The sequence below is a fragment of the Mycobacterium kyogaense genome, assembly GCF_003254575.1.
Taxonomy (GTDB): Bacteria; Actinomycetota; Actinomycetes; order Mycobacteriales; family Mycobacteriaceae; genus Mycobacterium; species Mycobacterium kyogaense.
Genome location: NZ_QJUA01000010.1, coordinates 67,537 through 84,380, shown reverse-complemented (window position 1 = coordinate 84,380; position 16,844 = coordinate 67,537). Strand labels below are relative to the sequence as shown.

The window sequence follows — 16,844 nt, the reverse complement described above, 5'->3', positions numbered from 1 at the left end:
CCGGCGCTCGGGGCCTGTCAGGGCAGGAATCGGCCCGCCGCGTCCACGATGTCGAGCAGCGGTTGCGGTAGCGCGCCGAGCAGGAACGTCACGATCGCGGTGACCGCGACGACGCCCGTCGTCAGCACACTGGGGACCACCACCGTCGGCGCGTCGTCGGGACGGTCGGTGAAGAACATCAACACGATCACCCGCACGTAGAAGTACGCGGCGATCGCGCTGGCGATCACACCGACGACCACCAACGGGATCGCCCCGCCCTCGCCGGCCGCCTTGAACACCGCGAATTTGCTGACGAATCCACTGGTCAGCGGGATGCCGGCGAACGCCAACAGGAACAGCGAGAACACGATGCCCACCAATGGATACCGCTTACCCAGTCCGGCCCACCGCGCCAGCGCGGTCTCCTCCTCGCCGTCGCCGTCGCGCACCAGGCTCACCACCGCGAACGCGCCGACCGTGGAAAACCCGTAGGCGAACAGATAGAACAGCGTCGCGGACAGACCCGACTCGGTGCCCGCGACGACACCGGTCAGGATGAATCCGCTGTGTGCGACCGCGGAGTACGCCAGGATGCGCTTCACGTCGTTCTGCGTGACGGCGGTGATGGTGCCCACCGCCATCGTGGCGATCGCGACAGCCCACAGCACCGGACGCCAATCATCGTGCAGGCCGGGCAGAGCCACCGAGAAGACCCGCAGCATCGCGCCGAACGCGGCCACCTTGGTGGCGGCGGCCATGAACGCCGTGATCGGTGTCGGCGCTCCCTGATACACGTCGGGAATCCAGGAATGGAACGGCACCGCACCGACTTTGAACAGCACCCCCACCAACAGCAGCGCGATCCCGACCAGCGCGAGCGACGGTGTGCCCTGATCGGCTGCCACCGCGTAGGCGATCCCCGGAAGCGACAACGTGCCGGCATAGCCGTACAGCATCGCGGCGCCGTACAGGAAGAACGCCGACGAGAACGCGCCCAGCAGGAAGTACTTCAGCGACGATTCCTGGGACAGCAGCCGCTGGCGGCGCGCCAACCCGCACAGCAGGTACAGGGGCAGTGACAGCACCTCCAGCGCGATGAACATGGTCAGCAGGTCGTTGGCCGCGGGGAAGAGCAGCATCCCGCCGACGGCGAACATCGTCAACGGGAAGACCTCGGTCTGGATGACACCCGCTGCGGTGGCCTGCTTCTCGGCGACACTGCCGGCGACCGCGGAAGCCTGCGGGGTGAAGGCATCCAATCCCGCGCGGCCTTCGGCCCGATCCGGTAGGGCGATACGGCGCTCACCGATGAGCAGCACGCCGAGAACGGCCACCAGCAGGATGGTGGCCTGCAGGAACAATGCCGGCTTATCGACCGACACCGCGCCCATCACGGCGGGTGAGCCGTTGCCGCCTGCGATGTCTCGGGCCACCAGCACGACCGCGACGAACGCGCCGAGCAGCGCCACCAGGCTGAGCGTGATCTGGGCCCGATACCGGTGCTGGCGCGGCAGAAGCGCTTCCAGGAGCACGCCGAGGACCGCCGCGCCGAACACGATCAGCATCGGGGCGATCAGGCTGTATTCGACTGACGGCGTGGGAAGGGTCATCGCACCGGTCCTTCCGCCGTTCGAGGTGTCGGGTCGGGTCGGTCGATCGTCGTCAGTGTGTGTGTCACCGCGGGGTCGATGACGTCCAGCGCAGGCTTGGGGTACACCCCGAGGACCAGCAGCAGTGCGATCAGCGGTGCGATGACGGCGAGTTCGCGGGGTCGCAGGTCGGTGAGGCGAGAGTCGCCGTGGGTCAGAGACTCCGGCGTCGGACCGGTCATCATCCGCTGATACGTCCACAGGATATAGATCGCGGAGAGCACGAGCGCGCTGGCGGCCAGCACGCCGAACACGGGATAGCGGGTGAAAGTCCCGATCAGCACCAGGAATTCACTGATGAAAGGTGCCAGGCCCGGCAGCGACAGCGTGGCCAGACCGGCGACCAGGAAGGTGCCGGCCAGTACCGGCGCGACCTTCTGGACACCGCCGTAGGCGCTGATGAGGCGGGACCCCCGGCGCGACACCAGGAATCCGGCGATCAGGAACAGCGCCGCCGTCGAGATGCCGTGGTTGACCATGTAGAGCGTCGATCCCGCCTGACCCTGGCTGGTCATCACGAAGATGCCCAGGATGATGAAGCCGAAGTGCGAGATGGACGTGTAGGCGATCAGCCTCATCACATCGGTCTGACCGATCGCGACGACGGCGCCGTAGATGATCCCGATGACCGCCAGCGTGATGATGAGCGGACTGAAATACGTGGCCGAGTCCGGGAACAGGGTGAGGCAGTACCTGATCATGCCGAACGTGCCGACCTTGTCCATGATCGCCATCATCAGCACCGCGCTCGCGGGAGTCGCCTCGACGGCTGCGTCGGGCAGCCAGCGGTGCAGGGGCCACAGCGGGGCCTTGATCGCGAACGCGAACATGAACCCGCCGAAGAGCAGGTGCATGATCATCGGGTTCATCACGAAGTCGCCGCTCGCGACCGCGGCGACGATGGCCCGCAGGTCGAAGGTGCCGGCGTCGAACGCGTCACTCGAGGCGGTCACCACGTACAGGCCGACGACGGCGGCCAGCATGATCAGACCGCCGAAGAGGTTGTACAACAGGAACTTCACCGCGGCCCGGCTACGTTCACGGCCGCCGAACCCGCCGATGAGGAAGTACATCGGGATCAGCATGGCCTCGAAGAACACGTAGAACAGCAGGATGTCGAGCGAGACCAGCGAGATCAACACCATGCTCTCGACGGCCAGCGTCAGCGCGAAGTAGACGTGCACCGAGCGGCCGCCCCAGCTGATCCGGTCCCCGGCGTCATTCCAGCCGGCGACGATCAGCAGCGGCACCAGCACCGCGGTCAGCACGACCAGAGCCAGCGCGATGCCGTCGACACCGAGGATGTATCCGGTGCCGAAAGACGGTATCCAGCGGTAGTTCTCGACGAACTGATACTGCTCGCCGCCGGGATCGAAGCCGAGCGCGACGACCGCGGTGACCGCGAGAACCACCACGCTCACCGCGAGGGCGACCCGCTTCGCCAGCGAGCGTGCCGCCGCGGGCAGCAGCATGACCACCACGGCGCCCACCATCGGGACCGCCCACAGGACCGTCAACCACGGTGCCGTCACCACAGGTTCACCGCCAGGATCAGGGCGACGACGAACGTCGCGCCGGCGAGCATCGACAGCGCATAGGAGCGGGCGAAGCCCGTCTGCATTCCGCGCAGGCCGTCAGAGACCCGGCTGATCGCCGCGGCCAGCCCGCCGGCGGCACCGTCGACCACCTCGTCGTCCAATTCGGTGAGCCCCCTGGTCAGTTGCGCGCCCGGCGCCATCAGCACCCGTTCGTTGAAGGCGTCGCCGTAGAGGTCGCGCCGCGCCGCGACCGTCAACGCCGAACCCTGCGGCGCCTCGTCGGGCACCGCGCGGTTGCCGTACATCCGGTAGGCGATCGCGATGCCCACCGCGACGACGGCCAGCACGATCACGGTCACCACCCACACCGGCAGCACATGGTGCGCCTCGTGCGCGCCGACGACAGGTTCCAGCCAGTGCTGCAACGTGCCGCCGATCGCCAGCGCGCCACCGGCGGCCACCGAGCCGACGGCGAGCAGGATCATCGGCCACGTCATCACCGCGGGCGCCTCGTGGGGGTGGCGGTCTGCGGCCCAGCGCTTCTCCCCGAAGAACGTCATCAGCATCACCCGCGTCATGTAGAACGCGGTGATGCCCGCGCCCAGAATTGTTGCCGCGCCGAGGATCACGCCTTTTGCGCCACCGGCGCCGAGCGCGGCCTCGATGATGCCGTCCTTGGAGAAGAACCCGGCCAGTGGCGGAATGCCGATGATCGCGAGGTAGCCCAGCCCGAACGTCACGAACGTGACCGGCAGGGCCTTGCGCAGACCGCCGTAGCGGCGCATGTTCACCTCGTCGTCCATCGCGTGCATCACCGAACCGGCGCCGAGGAACAGGCCGGCCTTGAAGAAGCCGTGGGTGAGCAGGTGCATGATCGCGAACGCATAGCCGGCCGGGCCGAGGCCGGCGGCCAGCACCATGTAGCCGATCTGGCTCATCGTCGATGCGGCCAAGGCCTTCTTGATGTCGTCCTTGGCGCACCCGATGATCGCGCCGAACAACAGGGTGACCGCGCCCACGACCACCACCGCGGTCTGCGCGTGCGGCGCGAGGTCGTAGACCGGCGCGGACCGCACGATCAGGTACACACCGGCGGTGACCATGGTGGCGGCGTGGATCAGCGCCGACACCGGGGTGGGTCCCTCCATCGCATCGCCGAGCCACGACTGCAGCGGTACCTGCGCCGACTTGCCGCACGCGGCGAGCAGCAGCATCAGGCCGATCGTCGTCAACGTCCCCTCGCCCAGTTGCGGTGCGGCGCTGAACACGGCCTCGAACGACACGGCGCCCAGCGCCGAGAACATGACCATCAGCGCCACGGCCAGGCCGATGTCTCCGACCCGGTTGACGACGAACGCCTTCTTGGCCGCCGTGGCGGCCGAGGGCTTGTGCGACCAGAAGCCGATCAGCAGATAGGACGCCAGACCCACGCCCTCCCAGCCCATGTAGAGGCCGAGATAGTTGTCGGCCAGCACCAACAGCAGCATCGCCGACAGGAACAGGTTGAGGTAGGCGAAAAAGCGGCGGCGGTCCGGGTCGTGGGACATGTACCCGATCGAATAGATGTGGATCAGCGACCCCACGCCGGTGATCAACAGCGCGAAGCATATCGACAGCTGGTCGAGTTGCAGGCCGAAGTCCACCTGCAAGGCGCCCACCGGGACCCAGCTGAAGAGCGTCTCGTGCACGGCCCGTTGCTCCGGGTTGCGACCCATCATCGCGACGAACAGCGCCGCCGCGCAGGCGAACGACGCCAGCGCGGCGACCGTGCCCAGCAGATGGCCCCACCGGTCGGTACGGCGGCCGCCCAGCAACAGCACGGCCGCGCCGCCCAGCGGCAGGGCGATGAGCAGCCACACGGGAAGTGTCACCATCAGGCTCGTCTCTTCTTCGCGCAAGCGCTCATCAGCTCTGTCTCTTCTTCGCGCAAGCGCTCATCAGTTCCTCAGCAGGCTGGCGTCGTCCACATTTGCCGACCGCCGCGTCCGGAAGATCGTCATGATGATCGCCAACCCGATCACGACCTCGCAGGCCGCGACGACCATCGTGAAGAACGCCACCACCTGACCGTCGAGGGTGCCGTGCATCCGCGAGAACGCCACGAAAGCCAGGTTGCCGGCGTTGAGCATCAACTCCACGCACATGAACATCACGATGGCGTTGCGGCGCAACAGAACTCCAGCGGCACCGATGGTGAACAGCAGTGCCGACAGATAGAGGTAGTACTCGGGGTTCATCGCAGCTCCCGGTGTCCGTTTGTGGACTCGGACGGACGGTCACCGCCGGGCACGGGGCGCACCTGCAGGATCGCACTCACCGACAGTTCCGAGCCGCGTCCGTCCGGCAGTCGCGCGGGGACGTCGACGGCGTTGTGGCGGGCGTACACGCCAGGATTGGGCAGCGTGGTGGGGTGACCACCACCCGGCGCGAACCGCTCGATCGCGAGCTCCCGCTGGGTCTTCCGGCGCTCGAACCGCTCGCGGTGGGCGAGCACCATCGCACCCAGCGCAGCCGTGATCAGCAGGGCACCGGTCAGCTCGAACGCCCACAGGTACTTCGTGAACAGCAGGACCGCCAGGCCTTCGACGTTGCCGTTCTCATTGGCCTGTGCCAGACCGGTGAACCCGTTCGTCGACACGGTGCCGATCCCGGCGATCAGCAGCACGCCGAAACCGATACCGACCACGATCGCCGAGACACGTTGGCCGCGCAGCGTTTCCACCAGTGATTCCGAGGAGTCCACGCCGATCAGCATCAGGACGAACAGGAACAGCATCATCACCGCGCCCGTGTACACCACCACCTGCACGACGCCGAGGAACGGCGCGTCCTGCGCGATGTAGAGCACCGCCAGCGCGATCATCGTCACCGCCAGCGAGATCGCCGAATACACCGCCTTCGGCGCCGATACGACGCCCAACGCACCGATCACCGCGACCGCGCCGAGAACCCAGAACAGCACCGCCTCACCCATGGGTCACCGCGCATCCAGCGGATCCACGGTGCCCTCGATACGGCCCAGGTAGTAGTCGTCGTCGGTGCTGCCCGGGGCCATGGCATGCGGCGGCGCCTCCATGCCGGGACTCAGTGGTGCGAGAAGCTTGTCTTTGCCGTAGATCAGATCGGACCGGTTGTCGTCGGCCAGCTCGTAGTCGTTGGTCATCGTGAGCGCGCGGGTCGGGCACGCCTCGATGCACAACCCGCAGCCGATGCACCGCAGGTAGTTGATCTGATAGACCCGGCCGTACCGCTCGCCGGGAGAGAATCGTTCCGCCTCGGTGTTGTCGGCGCCTTCGACGAAGATGGCGTCGGCCGGGCAGGCCCAGGCGCACAACTCACACCCGATGCACTTCTCGAGACCGTCGGGATATCGGTTGAGTTGGTGCCGGCCGTGATACCGCTTCGCGACCGGTCCGGGCTTCTCCGGATACTCCTCGGTGACAGGCTTTTTGAACATCGACCCGAAGGTGACGGCGAATCCTGCGACCGCGTCGAGGAACTTAGGCATCGGCACGCTCCTTCTGCGGTATCGGGGGCACCGGGAAGGCGCCGGACACCGCCGGGGGGACTGTGGTGGGGGAGGCCGCTTCCCGGCGTGCACGCCGCGAACGCCACGCGAATGTCCCCAGCGCCGCGAGCACGACCGCGGCCAGACCGATCAGCGCGGTCACCCACGTCGGCAGACCTTCGTCGCCGAGCGACCGGGTGACGGCGACGACCATGATCCACGCCAGGGACACCGGGATCAGGAGCTTCCAGCCCAACGCCATGAACTGGTCGTAGCGAAGCCGGGGCAGGGTCGCGCGCAGCCACATGAACACGAACAGGAACATCCAGACCTTGGCGGTGAACCACAGCAGCGGCCACCAGCCGTGGTTGGCGCCGTCCCACAGGCTCACCGGCCATGGCGCGTGCCACCCGCCGAGGAACAGGGTGGTGGCCAACGCCGACACGGTGGTCATGTTGACGTACTCGGCGAGCATGAACATCGCGAACTTCAGCGACGAGTACTCGGTGTGGAAGCCGCCGACGAGTTCGCCCTCGGCTTCGGGCAGATCGAAAGGCGCGCGGTTGGTTTCACCCACCATCGAGGTCAGGTACACCAGGAACGACGGCAGCAGCAGGAACACGAACCAGGTGTTCTCCTGGGCGGCAACGATGCCCGAGGTCGACATGGTGCCCGAGTAGATGAACACCGCCGCGAACGAGAGCGCCATCGCGATCTCGTAGGAGACCACCTGTGCAGACGACCTCAGGCCGCCCAGCAGCGGATACACCGAGCCGGATGCCCAGCCCGCGAGCACGATCCCGTACACCCCGATCGAGGTGACGGCCAGGATGTAGAGCACGGCCACCGGCAGATCGGTCAACTGCAGGGCGGTGCGGTGCCCGAACACCGAGATCTCTCCGCCCATGGGGATCACGGCGAACGCCATGAATGCGGGGATCACCGAGATGACCGGGGCGGCAAGGTAGATCCACTTGTCCACCCCTGCCGGGATGAGGCCCTCCTTGAGCGCGAGCTTGACCCCGTCGGCCAGCGACTGCAGCAATCCCCGCGGACCGACCCGATTCGGTCCCAGCCGCATCTGCATGCGGCCCAGGATCTTTCGTTCCAGCAGGATCGCCACGAGCACCGTCAGCAGCAGGAACACGAAGATGCCCAGGGCCTTGGCGAGGACCAGCCACCACGGATCGTGGCCGAAGAGTGTGGGATCGGGGTATGTCACGGCTGCCCCCGTCCGATCGAAGCCCGCCCGATCGACACCAAGGCCCCCGACGTCGCGCCCAAGCTCGCGTGCACCGCGCACCCCGGCGAGTTCGTCGGCACCCAGACCACCCGATCGGCCATCGCGGTCACCACCAGCGGCAGTGTGACGGCTCCCCGGTCGGTGGACACCGTCACCGGATCGCCGGGTTCGGCGTTGATCTCGGCGGCGGTCGCCGCGGACATCCGTGCCACCGGTGTGTGAGCGGTGCCGGCGAGGTGCGGTTCGCCGTCCTGCAACCGGCCCTGGTCGAGAAGGAGCCGCCACGTCGCCAGTACCGCCTGGCCGGCAGCCGGCTCGGATGCCTGGGAACCGGGGAGATCGATGCCGTCCCGTGTTCCCGACCACAGACCCACGCGGGCCCGATCTTCGGCAAGAGCTGTCGCGGAGGAGGTGCCGAGGTCGATGCCGAGCTCGTCGGCGAGAAAGCCGAGGACCCGGAAGTCGGACAGCGCGTTGGTCTGCAGGGACGGTTCGAACGGTCGAATCCGGCCCTCCCAGTTGACGAACGAGCCGGCCTTCTCCACCACCGGAGCGACGGGGAACACCACGTCGGCGCGATCGGTCACGGCGCTTCGCCGCAGCTCCAGGCTCACGACGAACGGCGCCGCGTCGAGTGCGGCGCGCGCAGCCGCGGGATCAGGTAGGTCGTCGAGGTCGACACCGCCGACGAGCAGCGCCTGCAGCTCACCGGTGGCGGCGGCCGCGAGGATGCCGGCGGTGTCGCGTCCCGGGGTCGCGGGTAGCGCGTCGACGTGCCACTCCTGAGCCATCGCCGTGCGGGCGGCGTCGTCACGCACCGGGCGGCCGCCGGGCAACAGGGTGGGCAGGACTCCGGCGTCCACAGCGCCCCGGTCTCCGGCCCGGCGCGGCACCCATGCCAGCCGCGCCCCGGTGCTCGCCGCCAGTCGCGCGGCCGCGGACAACGCTCCGGGTGCGGTGGCGAGCCGTTCCCCGACGAGGATCAGCGCTCCGGGCATCGCGAGCAGGGCGTTGTCGGCCAGCTCGTCGATCGCCGCGGCTTCTGCGCCGGGAACGGCGGACACCAGCTCACCGGACAGCTTGCGCAGTCCGCGCGAGGCGAACGGCGCCACCGACAGCACCTGGAGTCCGCGCTTGCGCACCGCTTTGCGCAGCCGCAGGAACATGATCGGCGACTCGTCCTCTGGTTCGAAGCCGGCGAGTAGCACGGCCGGCGCGTTCTCCAGATCCGAGTACGTGACGTCCATCGGCAGGCCCGCCACATGCGCGCCGAGGAACGCCGTCTCCTCGGCGCTGTGCGGACGGACGCGGAAATCGATGTCGTTGCTGCCCAACACGATCCGAGTGAACTTCGAGTAGGCGTAGGCATCCTCGGCGGTGCAGCGGCCGCCGACGAGCACCCCGGCGCGACCCTCCGCCGCGGCGAGGCGCCCGGCCGCGACGCTCAATGCCTCGGACCACGACGCGGGACGCAGCACACCGTCCTCGCGCAGCAACGGTGTGGTGATGCGATCGCCCGCCGTGGCGTAGGTGAACGCCCAGCGGCCCTTGTCGCAGTTCCACTCTTCGTTGACCTCAGGGTCGTCACCGGCCAGACGACGCAGGACCTTTCCGCGGCGATGGTCGGTGCGTTGCGCGCAGCCCGAGGCGCAGTGCTCGCACACGCTCGGGCTGGACACCAGGTCGAACGGCCGTGCGCGGAACCGGTAGGCCGTGCCCGTCAGTGCGCCGACCGGGCAGATCTGCACGGTGTTCCCCGAGAAATACGACTGGAACGGCTCACCGGTCGCGATGCCGACCTGCTGGCTCGCCCCGCGTTCGAGCAGGTCGATGAACCGGTCACCGGCGATCTGGTCGGAGAACCGGGTGCAGCGCGCGCAGAGCACGCACCGTTCGCGATCGAGGAGCACCTCCGACGAGATCGCGATCGGCTTGGGGAACGTGCGCTTGGTGTCTTCGAAGCGGGTTTCGCTGCGGCCGTGCGCCATCGCCTGGTTCTGCAGCGGGCACTCACCGCCCTTGTCGCAGATCGGGCAGTCCAGCGGGTGATTGATCAGCAGCAGCTCCATCACCCCGTGCTGCGCTTTGTCAGCGGCTTCGGAGGTGAGCTGGGTGCGCACCACCATGTCGGGCGAGACGGTCGTGGTGCACGACGCCAACGGCTTCCGTTGGCCCTCGACCTCCACCAGGCACTGCCGGCATGCGCCGACGGGATCGAGTAGCGGATGGTCGCAGAAGCGGGGGATCTGGACGCCCATCAGCTCGGCGGCGCGGATCACCAACGTGCCCTTGGGGACGCTGACCTCGGTACCGTCGATGGTCAGCGTGACCATCTCGACCGCTGGGGCGTCGTGACTGTGCTCAGCCAGCGTCATGCGTGCCCCTTTCTTCCGGCGAGCAGACGCGAACTCGAGCAGTTTCGCGGCGTGTCCACTCGAGTCTGTGTCTGCTCGCGGGAAAAACGCAGCCTCACGCGCCTACTCCTTCCGGGGCCGCCAGCATCGACGCGTACGGGTCGAACGGGCACCCGGCTCCGCCCAGATGAGCCTCGTACTCGCCGCGGAAGTACTTGAGCGAGGACAGGATCGGGCTGGCCGCGCCGTCGCCGAGGGCGCAGAACGACTTGCCGAAGATGTTGTCGGAGATGTCGAGCAGCTTGTCGAGATCCTCTTCGGTGCCGCGCCCCGTCTCCAGCCGCTCGTAGATCTGCGCCAGCCAGTAGGTGCCCTCCCGGCACGGTGTGCACTTGCCGCACGACTCGTGTGCGTAGAACTGCGTCCAGCGCCGCACCGCGCGCACCACACACGTGGTCTCGTCGAAGATCTGCAGCGCCTTGGTGCCGAGCATCGACCCGACACCTGCCATCCCCTCGTAATCGAGAGGCACGTCGAGGTGTTCGGCGGTCAACAGCGGCGTCGACGATCCGCCCGGAGTCCAGAACTTCAGCTCGTGACCGGCGCGCACCCCGCCGGCGTAATCGAGCAGCTCGCGCAGCGTGATGCCCAGCGGCGCCTCGTACTGGCCCGGCGTCGTGACATGGCCCGACAGCGAGTACAGCGTGAAACCGGGCGACTTCTCCGAGCCCATCGACCGGAACCAGTCCACCCCGTTGCGCAGGATCGGCGGCACGCTGGCGATCGACTCGACGTTGTTCACCACCGTCGGGCAGGCGTACAGACCGGCCACGGCGGGGAACGGCGGCCGCAGCCGCGGCTGACCCCGCCGCCCCTCCAGCGAGTCCAGCAGCGCGGTCTCCTCGCCGCAGATGTAGGCGCCCGCGCCGGCGTGCACCACGAGCTCCAGATCGAAGCCGGACCCGCCGATGTCGGTGCCCAGATACCCGGCCTCGTACGCCTCCGCGACCGCGGCCTGCAGCCGCCGCAACACCGGGACCACCTCGCCGCGCAGATAGATGAACGCGTGGTGGGCACGGATCGCATACGCCGCGATGATGGCGCCCTCCACCAGGAAGTGCGGCGTGGTCAGCATCAGCGGCATGTCTTTGCAGGTGCCGGGTTCCGACTCGTCGGCGTTGATCACCAGGTAGTGCGGCTTGGCGGCCGCACCCTCGCCTCCTTGCGGGATGAACGACCACTTCGTGCCCGTCGGGAAGCCCGCGCCGCCGCGTCCGCGCAGCCCAGAATCCTTGACCAGGGTGATGACGTCGTCGGGTCCCATCGCCAGCGCCTTGCCGAGCGCTTCGTAACCGCCGTGGCGGCGGTAGGTGTCCATGGTCCAGGGCTGCGGTTCGTCCCAGAAGCTGCTGAACACGGGCGTCAGTGGGGTCATGAGGCGTCCGTCGCGGTGGGATCGGTGTCGGCGGTCTGCCCGCGTGCGGGTACCTCGGCCGACGGGGCGGGCGCCGGCTGCTCTTTCACGGACTCGGTGGCTTCGGCCTGGTCGTGGCCGGGTGCGTCGGAGGTGCTGTCGCTGGCGGGCGCGTCGGCATCCGGCGCGCTCATCCCGCGTTCGCGGGCGATCCGCAGGCCGGCCAATGTCGCGGGCCCCGGGCCCGCAGTGTCAGTGCCGATGGAATCACCAACTCCGGCAAGCATTCTCGCGGTCTCGCGGAACGTGCACAGCGACCCGCTGCGCGACGGTGTCGGCGCCTGACCGGCCTGCAAGGCGTCCACCAGATCGCGCGCCGACGACGGGGTCTGGTTGTCGAAGAACTCCCAGTTCACCATCACGACCGGCGCGTAGTCGCAGGCCGCGTTGCACTCGACGTGCTCCAACGTGATCCGGCCGTCCGGCGTGCTCTGCCCGGTGAGGATTCCCAGGCGCTCCTGCAGTGTGTCGAGGATCGCGTCCCCGCCCATCACCGCGCACAGCGTGTTCGTGCACACGCCCACCAGATAGTCTCCGGTGGGCGTGCGGCGGTACATCGAGTAGAACGTCGCGACAGCCGTCACCTCGGCCGGTGTCAAGCTCAAGTGCTCTGCGCAGAAAGCGATTCCGGCGGGAGTCAGACAGCCGTCCTCGGCCTGTACAAGATGCAGCAGCGGCAGCAGAGCCGACCGCGCGTCGGGGTAACGGCCGACGATCCCGGTGGCGTCGCGCGTCAACCGCTCCGTCACGTCGGCCGGATACGTGGCCGGCCCGTGGATCGGCGGACCCGGTTCGTCGGGCCGCTGGCCGAGCTCGAGAAAAACGCTCATGACCGTCTGTTCTTCGCGCAAGCGCTCATCACCTGTCCACCCCGCCCATCACCGGATCGATCGACGCCACTGCCGCGATCGCGTCGGCGACCATGCCGCCCTCGCACATCGCCGCCACAGCTTGCAGATTCGTGAACGACGGATCGCGGTAGTGCACGCGGTACGGCCGCGTCCCGCCGTCGGAGACCATGTGCACGCCGAGTTCCCCGCGCGGGGATTCGACGGCGGCGTACACCTGCCCGGCGGGCACGCGGAACCCTTCGGTGACGATCTTGAAGTGGTGGATCAGGCCTTCCATCGACCGCCCCATGATCTTGGCGATGTGCTCGGGGGAATTGCCCAGACCATCCGGACCCACCTTCAGGTCGGCCGGCCACGCCAACTTCTTGTCCTCGATCATCACCGGCGCCCCCGCGAGCCCCTCGAGACGCTCGACGCACTGCTCGACGATCTTGATCGACTCGCGCATCTCCTTGACCCGAATCAGGTAGCGCCCGTAGGAGTCACAGCGATCGTCGGTGATGACGTCGAAGTCGTACGTCTCGTACCCGCAGTACGGTTGCGTCTTGCGCAGATCGTGCGGGAGGCCCGTCGAGCGCAGCACCGGGCCGGTGATGCCCAGCGCCATGCATCCGGTCAGGTCCAGATAGCCGACCCCGACGGTGCGCGCCTTCCAGATGTAGTTCTCGTTGAGGAGATTCTCCAGGTCGCGCAGACGTTCAGGCAGCAGCGTCAACAGCTCGTGCAGCTGCGGCATGGCCTCGTCGGGCAGATCGACCGCCACACCGCCGGGGCGGATGTAGGCGTTGTTCATCCGCAGGCCGGTGATCGTCTCGAACACCGACAGGATCAGTTCTCGCTCGCGGAAGCCGAGGAACATCGCCGTCATCGCGCCCAGTTCCATGCCGCCGGTGGCCAGGGCGACCAGGTGGCTGGAGATCCGGTTGAGCTCCATCATCATCACCCGGATGACCGACGCCCTCTCGGGGATCGCGTCGGTGACGTCGAGCAGCTTCTCCACGCCCAGGCAGTACACCGTCTCGTTGAAGAACGGCGAGAGATAGTCCATCCGGGTGACGAACGTGACTCCCTGTGTCCACGTGCGGAATTCGAGGTTCTTCTCGATGCCGGTGTGCAGATAGCCGATGCCGCACCGGGCCTCGACGATCGTCTCGCCTTCGATTTCGAGGATCAGTCGGAGCACGCCGTGCGTCGACGGGTGCTGGGGGCCCATGTTGACGACGATCCGCTCACCGGCGTGCTCGGCGGCGTTCTCGCGGGCGGCGGTGACGACCTGGTCCCAGTCCTGGCCGCCGACGACGACCACCCTCTCTGGGCGGTGCGCTGAGGTGGTCATCAGTTGTAGGACCTCCGCTGATCGGGCGGGGGGATCTGGGCGCCGTGGTACTCCACCGGCACGCCGCCCAGCGGATAGTCCTTGCGCTGCGGATGCCCGACCCAGTCGTCGGGCATCTCGATCCTGGTCAGCGCGGGGTGCCCGTCGAAGATGATGCCGAAGAAGTCGTAGGTCTCGCGTTCGTGCCAGTCGGTGGTCGGATAGACCGAGAACAGCGACGGGATGTGTGGATCATCGTCGGGCGCAGCCACTTCCACGCGAACGCGGCGATTGTGGGTGATCGACATCAGCGGGTAGACCGCATGCAGCTCCCGCCCCGTGTCGTCGGGATAGTGCACTCCGCTGACCCCGAGACACAGTTCGAAGCGCAGTGCGGCGTCGTCACGCAGCGCCTGCGCGACCGCGACCAGTCTCTCGCGGTGCACCTCGAGAGTGAGTTCATCGCGATACACGACGACCCTCTCGATCGCCTCGGCTGTCGTGTCGTCGCCGAGCGCGGCGCTCAGTGCGTCGACGATGTCGTCGAAGTAGCCGCCGTAGGGCCGCGGCGTGCTCCCGGGCAGCGCCACCGGCCGGATCAACCGGCCGTAGCCGGAGGTGTCGCCGCTGCCCGTGGCGCCGAACATGCCGCGCCGCACGCCGATCACCTCGGGGCCGGTGCCCTCGGTGCCCGTCACCTCAACAAGCCCTTCAGCTCGATCGTCGGCGGCACCGCGAGCGCGGCCTCTTCGGCCGCCCTGATGGCCTCCTCGCGATTGACGCCGAGGGGCATCTGCTGAATCTTGTCGTGCAGCTTGAGGATCGCGTGCAACAGCATCTCCGGCCGGGGCGGGCAGCCGGGCAGGTAGATGTCGACCGGCACGACGTGGTCGACGCCCTGCACCACCGCGTAGTTGTTGAACATCCCACCCGAGGACGCACACACACCCATGGCCAGCACCCATTTCGGCTCGGCCATCTGGTCGTAGATCTGGCGCAGCACCGGGGCCATCTTCTGGCTGACCCGGCCCGCGACGATCATCAGATCGGCCTGCCGCGGCGTCGCGGAGAACCGTTCCATGCCGAAGCGGGAGATGTCGAACCGCGGTCCCGCCGTCGCCATCATCTCGATGGCGCAGCAGGCCAGGCCGAACGTGGCCGGCCACAGGGAGCCCTTGCGCACGTACCCCGCGACCGCCTCCACCGTGGAGAGCAGGATGCCGCCGGGCAACCGTTCCTCTAGTCCCATTGCAGGCCTCCTCTGCGCCACACGTAGGCGTAGGCGACGAAGACGATCACCATGAACAGCAGCATCTCGACCAGCGCGAACACCCCGAGACTGTCGAATGCGACGGCCCACGGGTACAGGAACACGATCTCGATGTCGAAGACGATGAACAGCATCGCGGTCAGGTAGTAGCGAATGGGGAACCGCTGACCGGTGGCCGCCGCCGCGGGATCGTCGGCGTCCATCGGCTCGATGCCGCACTCGTAGGCCTCGAGCTTGGCGCGGTTGTAGCGACGCGGCCCGATGAGGACCGCGATGCCCACCGAACCGATGGCGAACACGGCAGCTATCGCACCAAGCACCAGGATCGGCGTATACAGGCTCATGCTGCGTAAGAGCTCCTCGCGGGCTGTCGATGTGAGCTTTCCCACACCCTAACCCCGATAGCGACCTGCGCCACACATTTTGATGAGTATCGCTAAAGGAGTGTCAGCCCGCTGTGGCAACGTCCCGAAAATGCAAGCGTGACAGCGCGTTAACGTGCTGCTGACGTCACTGACGGGGCCGTAAGAGCGACACGACGGCGTCGCTCAGCCGGATCGGATCGATCGGGTGGGGGACCGCGGCCTCGGCGCGCGACCAGGTGGCGAGCCAGGCGTCGTCCGGCCGGCCGGTCAGTACCAGCACCGGCGGGCAGTCCGTGACTTCGTCCTTGAGTTGCTTGGCGATGCCCATGCCGCCGACCGGGCTGGCTTCTCCGTCGAGGATCGCCAGATCGAATCCACCGGCGTCCATCTGCCTGATCACCATCGGCCCGGTGGCCACCTCGAGGTAGCTGAGTTCGGGCAGCTCGGGGTGCACTCGCTTGCCCAGTGCGAGCCGCACCTGCTCCCGCGTCCGCGGGTTGTCGCTGTACACGAGCACACGCAAGGTGACCGGGTCGGGCTGTGACGAGGGCAGCACCATGGCCGCGATGGTAGCCGCGGCGCCCGCCTCGGCGATGCTGTTCGGCTCCGGTGTCTTGACCTCAAGCATTGTTCAGTTTCCACACTGGCCAGATGGACCAGACGCCCCCACTCAGCCAGTTCGAGAACTTCTACAGCAGTCAGACCCCGCCGTGGGTCATCGACGAACCCCAACCCGCGGTGGTCGCGCTCGCCGACGCCGGCCACATCCGGGGTCGGGTACTCGACGTCGGCTGTGGAACCGGGGAGCACACGATCTACCTGGCACGGCTCGGTCACGACGTGCTCGGCGTGGACGGTGCCCCGACAGCGATCGACATCGCCCGGCGCCACGCCGCCGAACGCGGTGTCGCGGCGCAGTTCGCCGTCGGCGACGCTTTCGATCTCAGCGCGATCCTCGGCGACGGCCCCCTCGTCGATACGGTGCTCGACAGCGCGCTGTTCCACGTGTTCGACGACGCCGACCGGCAGCGCTACGTCCGCAGCCTCGGCCGCGCCACCCGGCCCGGTGCCCTCGTGCACGTCCTGGCCCTCTCGGACGCGGGGCGCGGTTTCGGCCCGCAGGTCACCGCGCGAGAGCTTCTCGACGCGTTCGGCGTGGACTGGTCGGTCGAAGACCTGATGGCGACGACGTATCGCGGCGTGGTCACCGAAGTGCACGCCGAGGCTCTCGGCGAGGCGATCGGCACCCGTGTCGACGAGCCCGCCCATCTTCTCCGGGTGCGCCGCGTCTGAGC

Annotated in this window: 16 protein-coding genes; 1 reads left to right on the top strand and 15 read right to left on the bottom strand. The window is 67.9% G+C overall.

Translation table 11 applies throughout. The features are described 5' to 3' along the window. Window positions 1-17: 17 nt before the first annotated feature. The 15 genes from nuoN to DMB80_RS09975 form a co-directional block, all read right to left on the bottom strand. Window positions 18-1,592, bottom strand: coding sequence for an NADH-quinone oxidoreductase subunit NuoN (gene nuoN / locus DMB80_RS10045; protein ID WP_111509712.1), 1,575 nt, complete (start codon window positions 1,590-1,592; stop codon window positions 18-20). Beyond that, complete coding sequence (locus DMB80_RS10040; RefSeq protein WP_111509711.1) at window positions 1,589-3,166, bottom strand: NADH-quinone oxidoreductase subunit M; 1,578 nt, start codon at window positions 3,164-3,166, stop codon at window positions 1,589-1,591. Before DMB80_RS10040 ends, nuoN begins: the two co-directional genes overlap by 4 nt. Beyond that, a complete protein-coding gene (gene nuoL / locus DMB80_RS10035; RefSeq protein WP_162938482.1) occupies window positions 3,160-5,040 on the bottom strand; it encodes an NADH-quinone oxidoreductase subunit L in 1,881 nt (626 codons plus the stop codon). The genes DMB80_RS10040 and nuoL overlap by 7 nt, the downstream gene beginning before the upstream one ends. A gap of 66 nt (window positions 5,041-5,106) precedes the next feature. Next, a complete protein-coding gene (nuoK, locus tag DMB80_RS10030) occupies window positions 5,107-5,406 on the bottom strand; it encodes an NADH-quinone oxidoreductase subunit NuoK (protein ID WP_073683229.1) in 300 nt (99 codons plus the stop codon). Further along, window positions 5,403-6,143, bottom strand: coding sequence for an NADH-quinone oxidoreductase subunit J (locus tag DMB80_RS10025; RefSeq protein WP_111509709.1), 741 nt, complete (start codon window positions 6,141-6,143; stop codon window positions 5,403-5,405). The genes nuoK and DMB80_RS10025 overlap by 4 nt, the downstream gene beginning before the upstream one ends. A gap of 3 nt (window positions 6,144-6,146) precedes the next feature. Then, entirely contained in the window at window positions 6,147-6,677 is a 531-nt protein-coding gene (nuoI, locus tag DMB80_RS10020) for an NADH-quinone oxidoreductase subunit NuoI (protein WP_111509763.1), read from the bottom strand. Beyond that, the gene (gene nuoH, locus DMB80_RS10015; RefSeq protein WP_111509764.1) at window positions 6,670-7,899 is read right to left on the bottom strand and encodes an NADH-quinone oxidoreductase subunit NuoH; all 1,230 of its coding nucleotides are present in this window, start codon (window positions 7,897-7,899) and stop codon (window positions 6,670-6,672) included. The genes nuoI and nuoH overlap by 8 nt, the downstream gene beginning before the upstream one ends. Further along, window positions 7,896-10,295, bottom strand: coding sequence for an NADH-quinone oxidoreductase subunit G (locus DMB80_RS10010; protein ID WP_111509708.1), 2,400 nt, complete (start codon window positions 10,293-10,295; stop codon window positions 7,896-7,898). The genes nuoH and DMB80_RS10010 overlap by 4 nt, the downstream gene beginning before the upstream one ends. Window positions 10,296-10,389: 94 nt before the next feature. Next, entirely contained in the window at window positions 10,390-11,709 is a 1,320-nt protein-coding gene (gene nuoF, locus DMB80_RS10005; protein WP_046362740.1) for an NADH-quinone oxidoreductase subunit NuoF, read from the bottom strand. Beyond that, window positions 11,706-12,578: an NADH-quinone oxidoreductase subunit NuoE gene (gene nuoE / locus DMB80_RS10000; RefSeq protein ID WP_111509762.1), complete on the bottom strand. Its 873-nt coding sequence runs from the start codon at window positions 12,576-12,578 to the stop codon at window positions 11,706-11,708. The genes nuoF and nuoE overlap by 4 nt, the downstream gene beginning before the upstream one ends. Before the next feature lie 28 nt (window positions 12,579-12,606). Further along, window positions 12,607-13,935, bottom strand: coding sequence for an NADH dehydrogenase (quinone) subunit D (gene nuoD, locus DMB80_RS09995; protein ID WP_111509707.1), 1,329 nt, complete (start codon window positions 13,933-13,935; stop codon window positions 12,607-12,609). Further along, window positions 13,935-14,561: an NADH-quinone oxidoreductase subunit C gene (locus DMB80_RS09990; RefSeq protein WP_240431110.1), complete on the bottom strand. Its 627-nt coding sequence runs from the start codon at window positions 14,559-14,561 to the stop codon at window positions 13,935-13,937. Before DMB80_RS09990 ends, nuoD begins: the two co-directional genes overlap by 1 nt. A 47-nt stretch (window positions 14,562-14,608) precedes the next feature. Beyond that, window positions 14,609-15,163 (bottom strand): NuoB/complex I 20 kDa subunit family protein, encoded by a 555-nt coding sequence (locus tag DMB80_RS09985; RefSeq protein WP_111509705.1) that lies wholly within the window; start codon window positions 15,161-15,163, stop codon window positions 14,609-14,611. Beyond that, window positions 15,154-15,528: an NADH-quinone oxidoreductase subunit A gene (locus tag DMB80_RS09980; protein WP_111509704.1), complete on the bottom strand. Its 375-nt coding sequence runs from the start codon at window positions 15,526-15,528 to the stop codon at window positions 15,154-15,156. The genes DMB80_RS09985 and DMB80_RS09980 overlap by 10 nt, the downstream gene beginning before the upstream one ends. Before the next feature lie 166 nt (window positions 15,529-15,694). Beyond that, window positions 15,695-16,108 (bottom strand): Rv3143 family two-component system response regulator, encoded by a 414-nt coding sequence (locus DMB80_RS09975; RefSeq protein ID WP_111509761.1) that lies wholly within the window; start codon window positions 16,106-16,108, stop codon window positions 15,695-15,697. Window positions 16,109-16,200: 92 nt separating this feature from the next. On the opposite strand from DMB80_RS09975, the gene DMB80_RS09970 reads away from it, so the two are divergent. Next, entirely contained in the window at window positions 16,201-16,842 is a 642-nt protein-coding gene (locus tag DMB80_RS09970) for a class I SAM-dependent methyltransferase (protein ID WP_111509703.1), read from the top strand. The last annotated feature ends 2 nt before the right edge of the window (window positions 16,843-16,844 follow it).

What these genes read in the sequence shown, in the direction of transcription:
- nuoN (WP_111509712.1), bottom strand. Translation starts at nt 1,592, where the DNA reads ATGACCCTTCCCACGCCGTCAGTCGAATACAGCCTGATCGCCCCGATG.
- nuoK (WP_073683229.1), bottom strand. Translation starts at nt 5,406, where the DNA reads ATGAACCCCGAGTACTACCTCTATCTGTCGGCACTGCTGTTCACCATC.
- DMB80_RS10025 (WP_111509709.1), bottom strand. Translation starts at nt 6,143, where the DNA reads ATGGGTGAGGCGGTGCTGTTCTGGGTTCTCGGCGCGGTCGCGGTGATC.
- nuoI (WP_111509763.1), bottom strand. Translation starts at nt 6,677, where the DNA reads ATGCCTAAGTTCCTCGACGCGGTCGCAGGATTCGCCGTCACCTTCGGG.
- DMB80_RS10010 (WP_111509708.1), bottom strand. Translation starts at nt 10,295, where the DNA reads ATGACGCTGGCTGAGCACAGTCACGACGCCCCAGCGGTCGAGATGGTC.
- nuoF (WP_046362740.1), bottom strand. Translation starts at nt 11,709, where the DNA reads ATGACCCCACTGACGCCCGTGTTCAGCAGCTTCTGGGACGAACCGCAG.
- nuoE (WP_111509762.1), bottom strand. Translation starts at nt 12,578, where the DNA reads ATGAGCGTTTTTCTCGAGCTCGGCCAGCGGCCCGACGAACCGGGTCCG.
- nuoD (WP_111509707.1), bottom strand. Translation starts at nt 13,935, where the DNA reads ATGACCACCTCAGCGCACCGCCCAGAGAGGGTGGTCGTCGTCGGCGGC.
- DMB80_RS09990 (WP_240431110.1), bottom strand. Translation starts at nt 14,561, where the DNA reads ATGTTCGGCGCCACGGGCAGCGGCGACACCTCCGGCTACGGCCGGTTG.
- DMB80_RS09985 (WP_111509705.1), bottom strand. Translation starts at nt 15,163, where the DNA reads ATGGGACTAGAGGAACGGTTGCCCGGCGGCATCCTGCTCTCCACGGTG.
- DMB80_RS09980 (WP_111509704.1), bottom strand. Translation starts at nt 15,528, where the DNA reads ATGAGCCTGTATACGCCGATCCTGGTGCTTGGTGCGATAGCTGCCGTG.
- DMB80_RS09975 (WP_111509761.1), bottom strand. Translation starts at nt 16,108, where the DNA reads ATGGTGCTGCCCTCGTCACAGCCCGACCCGGTCACCTTGCGTGTGCTC.
- DMB80_RS09970 (WP_111509703.1), top strand. Translation starts at nt 16,201, where the DNA reads ATGGACCAGACGCCCCCACTCAGCCAGTTCGAGAACTTCTACAGCAGT.